Annotated in this window: 7 protein-coding genes and 1 pseudogene; 3 read left to right on the top strand and 5 right to left on the bottom strand. The window is 37.2% G+C overall.

The window, feature by feature from the left end; all coding sequences use genetic code 11:
* On the bottom strand, positions 1 to 780 hold a 780-nt coding region (locus tag FDW88_RS04485; protein WP_170974152.1), incomplete at its 3' end, for a recombinase family protein.
* 672 nt (positions 781 to 1,452) lie between these two features.
* Positions 1,453 to 2,988, bottom strand: coding sequence for a shufflon system plasmid conjugative transfer pilus tip adhesin PilV (gene pilV, locus FDW88_RS04480; protein ID WP_371414753.1), 1,536 nt, complete (start codon positions 2,986 to 2,988; stop codon positions 1,453 to 1,455).
* Between the two features lie 174 nt (positions 2,989 to 3,162).
* On the opposite strand from pilV, the pseudogene FDW88_RS04475 reads away from it, so the two are divergent.
* Together FDW88_RS04475 and FDW88_RS04470 are read left to right on the top strand one after the other, a co-directional pair.
* Positions 3,163 to 3,378: pseudogene (locus FDW88_RS04475) on the top strand (DNA-binding protein); the annotation flags it as partial.
* Positions 3,379 to 3,462: 84 nt separating this feature from the next.
* Positions 3,463 to 3,729 carry a hypothetical protein gene (locus FDW88_RS04470; protein ID WP_137362107.1) on the top strand — a complete coding sequence of 89 codons (267 nt, stop codon included), beginning with the start codon at positions 3,463 to 3,465 and terminating at the stop codon, positions 3,727 to 3,729.
* A gap of 147 nt (positions 3,730 to 3,876) precedes the next feature.
* Here FDW88_RS04470 and FDW88_RS04465 read toward each other — a convergent pair whose 3' ends face one another.
* The 3 genes from FDW88_RS04465 to FDW88_RS04455 form a co-directional block, all read right to left on the bottom strand.
* Positions 3,877 to 4,230: a conjugal transfer protein TraD gene (locus FDW88_RS04465; RefSeq protein ID WP_137362106.1), complete on the bottom strand. Its 354-nt coding sequence runs from the start codon at positions 4,228 to 4,230 to the stop codon at positions 3,877 to 3,879.
* Complete coding sequence (locus FDW88_RS04460) at positions 4,230 to 4,478, bottom strand: hypothetical protein (RefSeq protein WP_137362105.1); 249 nt, start codon at positions 4,476 to 4,478, stop codon at positions 4,230 to 4,232. Before FDW88_RS04460 ends, FDW88_RS04465 begins: the two co-directional genes overlap by 1 nt.
* A gap of 316 nt (positions 4,479 to 4,794) precedes the next feature.
* Positions 4,795 to 5,457 carry a hypothetical protein gene (locus FDW88_RS04455; protein WP_137362104.1) on the bottom strand — a complete coding sequence of 221 codons (663 nt, stop codon included), beginning with the start codon at positions 5,455 to 5,457 and terminating at the stop codon, positions 4,795 to 4,797.
* An 831-nt stretch (positions 5,458 to 6,288) separates the two neighbouring features.
* Here FDW88_RS04455 and mobQ point away from each other — a divergent pair.
* The coding region (mobQ, locus tag FDW88_RS04450; RefSeq protein ID WP_137362103.1) for a MobQ family relaxase at positions 6,289 to 7,361 on the top strand (1,073 nt) is incomplete at its 3' end.

Genomic DNA, 7,361 nt, shown 5'->3' with positions numbered 1-7,361 from the left:
AATGACCTGCTTATTCGCACCTTCCTTAGTTAAAATCTCGTGGATCTTTCCTCTGGTCCATTTAGTGCCATGCTCTGCAGTAATCCCTCTTCTATTCAACTCAGAGGCAATAATCCTCTCTGGCTTAGAGTTATTCACGAATTGATCGTATATCCATTTAACTGTTATGATTTCATCTTCCGGCCCTAATACTAAAATTATTCGATCAGTTTGGATGCTTTTCCACTCTCTATATTTAAGCATCCCTTTATGTTTATGGTTTTCATCTATCAACATTCTTCGTAAACCATATCCAGCAGGCCCACCTTGGTGATATCCACGACTAGCCAGATTAGCTTGACCAAGAAAGACTTTTTGTGATAAATCCCGACTTAAAGAAGAAGCTTTTTTTCTATCTATGAATAATTGAAAATCAGCATAATCACTATTCCCTTCAATGATAGGGTTTGCACAATATATAATACCAACACCATGTATTTGAAGTTGATGGGTATAATATCCAAATTGATCTATACTCTGAAATCGCCCAAAACGGCTTATGTCATAAACTAAAACTGCTTTAATATTTATTTTCCCTTCAACCACATCATCTATTAACTGTTGAAATGCCTGTCTTCTGTTTGCCGTAACCCCACTTTTTCCAGAGTCATCATATGTATGAATGATATTCATCTTATGTTCTGACGCAAATTTACTTATGAATTGAGATTGATTGAATATTGAATATTGCTGATGATCTGTAGACATTCTCAAATATTGAGCAACATTGACTTCATCCATAATATCCACCTCACCTCGATGAAAAAGATTATGGTTTCATGGAAAAGCCAAACTTCAAAAACCCTCCTCCACAATCCTTTAGCGAAAAATCACCTAAGCTAAACTACACCATAAAGCACAGAGATTTTCTTGAGCACGATCTCAAAAACGAACACTATTTGAACAATCATCTCTGTCATTCTAAATACCCAACTGTCACTGAATGAGAAAAAAACCTTCATTATCATTATATTATGTTTTGAGTCATTACTCCTGTAGATCTACCATATCCTCAAGAAATCTTGTCCCTCTCAATTCAACCTGATTCACCTATTTTAGCCAAAGAGAGTCTTCTTCCGATACCAGACACTGTTTCTTGCTTGTAAAGCATTCAGTGAACAACCTACGCCACTGACAGCAACTCAATTGAGTTGAACATATTCACCAGCACTTAATCAAAACCATTTTTGTATAGGTTTTACCCTGAGATGTTATCGTTGCACCTGAAACAGTGTTATTTGAATTGATTATTCCATTAACCTAACAGTAAAGTGTAATATCCCAGAAGTTGTTTCATTTGCTTCTGTTATATTTATGAAATTATTTGCGCCCTGATTATCTATGTTTAAATTACCAGTCATAGGTGATTCGCTATCACGGAAAAAATAAACTATTCGTAATGCCGTTAGTCACCTAATTACATGTATATAATCTTCTATCAGGCTCTCTACAGTTACTTCCACCATTATTACATTCATTTCCTTTATATCTTGACACTTCTATTTGTTTTAGACGATTAGGATCATTTGGACAAGAACAACCTCCTGTATCTTTATTTGGAATATAACACTTCCCTTCAACAACAATAAACATTCTATTTACACTTCCGCCTCCTTCTTTCCACACACCATTAGTGCAAGATAATATAGAACCATCAACTGCTCGCCCTTGCAAACCATTAGGAGAACATCCATTTCCCGCATAGGCCACTCCATTTAGATGAAGATACTCTCCAACTGTTGCTCTACCACCTGATACAACTCCAGCATCACCATAAACTTGTCCAACTGCATCAATATTGCCATTAGAGTGTACGTAGTTAGAATTAAGGTTTCCTGATGCCCATACATATCCAGCGTTAACTGTTCCATTAGCATCTATATTCCCGGTTGATTTAACGTATCCGCCATATAATCCTGCTGAAGTCTGAATGTTTTTACCATTATATGCTGTTATAGTATTGGAGTCGGCTATATTCCATCCACCACCATATTTTTGGAAATAAAGTCCTCCATCCCCCATTATTCTGAACAAGTTATTAGTATAGGTATCACCTCTAGACGTTATGGTTGTTCCTGATACGGTTTTATTAGAATTTAAATTTCCATTGACTTGACCATTACCCGCTACAATCAAATCAGAGTTTAATGTTGCCACACCGCCAACGTCTAATGTTGTGCCTATCACCGCTGTCCCGCTAGTTCGTAATGCCTCCGTAGTTATGGTTCCTGCTGCCGTTATATTCCTAGTATTATTTATGTCCTGATTACTCATATTTAAATTACCTGTCATAGGTAATGTGCCATCACGTCGCAAATACACTGAGTACATAGAAGAATCGTATCCAACACGATACGCCAGTAGACCAGCTGTAGTAATATTATTAAAAGCTGATGATGTCTCGGTCCATGCGCCCTGTAGACCTGATACTAAAGCTGCTGATTGCGTCATTCCGCTATCAATACCCGCTTCCTGCATAGCTTTACCTAATAAATCATAGCGAAATTTTCCGCTTTCACTCCAAGGTAAAGTTGTTGTGATAAGACCATTGATAACAAAATTGGGAGCAGTCCCTGAACGTTTTAATACTATTTTGTAAGATGACTTTTGCATGTTAATGCCTGTATAACCTACAGGCAGAAACCCTTCATTTACTAATGTTTGATATGTGATTTCGCAGCCGTTAGATGTACATGTTCTTGGTCCCGGATCACTTGACTGACTGCTACTTGAAGAAAGTGTTGATAGTTTGTCATAGTGGATACTGATATAGCGATTTGCCGCCTCTCCTATCTGTTTTATCTGATTACCAACAGTGTTAGCTATCATGTTTTCTTGATTAGTTTTCATGTCCTGAAATTTTACGAAAGCCATCACTGTTCCAATACCCAAAACTAATGTCAATTCCAATAAAGAAAACCCCTTTTTATTTATTTCTTTCATTTTCATCGTCCTTTTTATTTCACGTAATTAACAATTAACAAAAATAAAAGAGAGGTCAAGACCGATGAACATGTAATTCAAAAAAACACTTAACAGCATAATTTAAGAGAAACGATTTTATCCGTTCTCATCCTTTGTATGTTATTCTGCTCATGAATTTCAGCATTCAGGATAAAGTTAATGACCGTTGCTATTAAAACACTTAATAACATCCGAGCCCTTTCCGCTCAGGCTATTATCGAAGACAGATGTCAAGAAGAATCACTTGCACAGCATCAAAATGCTGAACGTCAGGCCAAAATTGAAGCGCTACGTGCACAATTACTTGAAGATGGTATTGACCCGTCTGAGCTGCTGGGTAATCCTAAAACTTCACTTCCGGCAGCTGTTCGAGCAAAGCTCTTGAAGACTTCGCAATCTAAACACATTCCATGCCTTCTTTAATCCGGGCATTGTCAATACTCTTATAAAGGAAAGAATATGCCATCACCAAGAGAAGTGAATCCGCATAATTTCAATGTATTAGAAATTATTTATGATTTAAACGGATTCTCCGTTGCATGGGGGATCTGGGAAGATGGGACTAAGCGCCTCGCTATGAGATGGAATGGTGAAGGCGAGGACAAGGGTTACCCAAAAACATTTGGTAATCCTGTATGGTTTATGCTCCCAAATGAGCTTAGCCTACCAATACTTCAATCACTGGATGCATATAACCCTTTACATCGTGGTGTTGCAAAAAGTTAATCGTTCTGGACATCATTTAAAAATGTATGTAATGCGTTATATGACATCAATTTTTAAATTAACTACCGCGCCCTCTGGGGCTTGGTCAACAGCTCCCCAGCCTAAAACAAGTTTTAAGCCGTGGAGCTGTTCGGACGTGAATTGATTTTATGGTCTGAATTTTTTGAGGACTCTTTCGATGTAGATTTTTCCATTTATTTTATACCGTTCGATATCATGTGTATGCAAGGATGGAACCTCTAACAACAAACCAAAGAGTAATTGTTTATCTACCTCACTAATATTACAGTTTAAAACCTTGGCAACCTCTGCACCCAGAATTATTTTTTGTCGTGTATTTTCTTTTTTGTTATCTTTTTTCTCTTTTGCTTTGAGATAATTTAATTTATTTTGTGCTCCTGCGATTTTTTGCTCAAGTGTTTTCTTTATTTCGGCACTGCTTCTATCCCCTTGAAAGGCTTTACCTGTTAGGTATGTATTTTGTATTTTATCATCACTCATTATTTACCCCACTGATTTCTATTATTATAAGGGACATTACTTCTGAACTCATCATCTGAAAGTGCTCGCTTGATTGATTTAATCCGAGATCGGAACTGCTGTTTTTCCTGTTTCTTTTTAAACTCAACTCTCACTTTTGTGATTATCTTTTCTGCTTCACTATACGCTTTTTCCAGATCGGTATAGATACCATTATCAAGTAATCGTTTTGCTTCAAGATCAATGGCTTCATCATTATTTTTATACATAAAACCTCCCTTCTTTTATTTCCTGATTATGTACTAACACAGTTTATATATAAATCAATAAGTAAGTTTTAATATTTTATCTGACAACCAAAATACTTATAAAGCCAATGTTAATAGTCCATAATGCAGTATTGACACAGATCAGTATTATTTCTGACTCACACAACTCACCTATATTCATATTCACCCCGTTCATTTTATGCTCTTATATTCTCTTATAGTAAATAATTGGTTTTGGCAAATGAATATCGCGGCAAAATAATTAATGCATCTTTCACATCCCATGCGACTAGATGCATATATGAGGGATGACAGATCAAAGAAGGTCGATAATTTTCTTCACATATGGAGGAATAGCTGTTTCCAAATTTATATCATATTCAATCACAGTGTTTGTGCTTGTTGAAACTTTTACTTCCCATATGATTTTTTTAGATAATTTATTATCATTCCAAAAAACTGATGAATAACTAGTATCCTTCTGCAATGTCTCTAATACATAAAAATACTCATTCTTTCTGATTTTAGTTTTTGGATATTTACTAACACTAACAAGGAGGACATATGGAATGTAATCCATAGGCATATCCTTCAACGCCCATACATTAATGTCATTAGCACTTTTAACAGAGAGTTCGAGATCTTTCCATGTAAAACATAAATTTGGAAATTCTTTTTTTATCTTATAATATACCTCGTATAAATTATTTTTCAGCCACTCTTTTCTTAACGGAATAAGAGTAGCATCTCTTGGTATGTTCTTTAAATGTTCATATGGTTTGTGATGTGAAGTGATTAATGGACATGATGAATTTGGATAGTGCGAAAAATGAGCCTTCTTTTGTGACTCAAGGCCCTTAACAAATACACTCTCATGACAAATTTTACAACAACCATCAGCTTTATGATGGCGTACAACCCAATCATTTATATGAATATTGTGTTTCAATTGATCGTTTGGATCATAAGCGTATAACATAAACACACTCCTTTTTCTCAAAGGAGAAGATAATAGCTTATCCATAATAAAAAACAAACCATAAGATAATTTTTATTTCAGATATATACATAATCGTTTAATAAGTCATAGAAATCTTCATCGTCATATAAGTTATCTGATATATAAATAACTATTTTCCCGAATTCATTTTCTCTATGTCCATCATGATACCTCGTATTAAAATAATTTATTTATTTATTCTCCTTTTTAAATATACTGATTAACTTACTTATGCAAGTTGGATGACGTATATTTAATTAGCGCCACTTAAACTAGTCATACTAACTTCATTAGGCATTGCTTACATAACCACTATAAAAATCAGCAACACCACATGATAGTAATCACCAACAAGTTTATCTAATACTCTCCACGTTACTTATTTTTGTTTATTAATGTTTTTCATTTAACCTTTAGATTCTCAACTCTAACGGAATAAATTAACACTCTTTTTGTCCTTCGGACGCCATCTAAACCCCATTTATGTAATATCGTGGAATACTTCGCCCGTCCATCCTATTCGCGCCGCTCAATTCGGCGGTTTGTTTTACAGCCATTCATATATTTAGTATTAATTAATAAAGGCAAACCTTGTACATTGCCGTTATTTTTGAGCCATTTATGGCGATAAAAAATAAAGCAATGCCCACTTACGCATTATCGCTTCGCTCTAATGCCGTGGGGTCTACCGACGGTTGCCTGCCGCAGGCTAAAACCGTTTCCTTCGTAAACAAAATCAAGGTCAACGTCAACCCCGGCGTTTTCCTTACGTAAAACGAAAAGCAGCATTTGGCATTGAGGAATATTTGAATGGCGATATACAGTTTTAAAATGGAGAACATCAGCAGAGGCGAAGGTCAGTCTTCGGTTAACTCTGCTGCATATCGTCACCGTAAAGTTTTCTTCGATAACAGAACGGGTGAAGTTTGCGGTCGTAAAACAGCACATAAAAAGGACCTTGCCTTTGCGCAGATTTTTGCACCTGAACATACCCCTCCTGACCTGATTGTTGACAGTGAAACACTCTGGAATGCTGTTGAAGCCTCAGAGAAGAGAAAAGATGCCCGCCTTGCCAAAGAGTTTAAGATTGCCCTCCCCGCTGAGCTAACACCCGAACAGAGTATTGAACTCACTTCTGCTTTTGTTCTTGAGCACTTTACCAAGCAAGGCATCATTGCTGATCTCGTTATTCACGATATCAATGGTCATAACCCACATATCCATATAATGGGAACAACCCGTGAGATTCTTTCTACCGGCTTTGGTAAGAAGGTGCGTGAGTGGGACAAGCCTGAAACCCTTGATAGCTGGCGTAAAGGCTGGCAGAACGTCTGTAATGAGTTCCTTGAGCTGTATGGTCATGATGAACGCGTTGATCACCGTTCTATCAGAGTTCAGTATGAGGAAGCCCTTGAACAGGCTACCGCTGCCGCAACAAATGAAGAGAAAGCTGTCTGGCTGGCTAAAGCTATTGAAACGAACCGCGATCCAATACTTCATATCCCTCGTGATCGCTGGGGAACTGTTGCAGCTCAGGAACAACGTGCTGCAGAGCAGACCATACGTGATGAGCTGAAAAAAGAAGCTGACGAAGCCTACTTCACCTTTAAAGATCTTCCATTGGACATCGTTGTTGATGTTGCCAGCTTTAGGGTTCATGCACTGGCTGAACCAGAAGAAATTGTTATCCCTGAAAACACAGGTAGAGCTTCATCTACAGGCTCGCAGAAACCTGTTCTGGTGGCTCCTGCACCTCATACTCGCACTACACTGAAAACCCCATCCTCTTCAACAGCCAGAGCACTTAAACGCGCCCCTGTTAAAGTTAAGAGGAAGAAAGTTGAACCTCGTCAGAGGGTAATCCCCCCATTTTTAACGGAGGC

This window comes from Citrobacter sp. wls829 (genome assembly GCF_005280825.1).
GTDB classification, from domain to species: domain Bacteria; phylum Pseudomonadota; class Gammaproteobacteria; order Enterobacterales; family Enterobacteriaceae; genus Citrobacter; species Citrobacter gillenii.
This window is presented reverse-complemented; position numbering and strand designations above follow the sequence as displayed.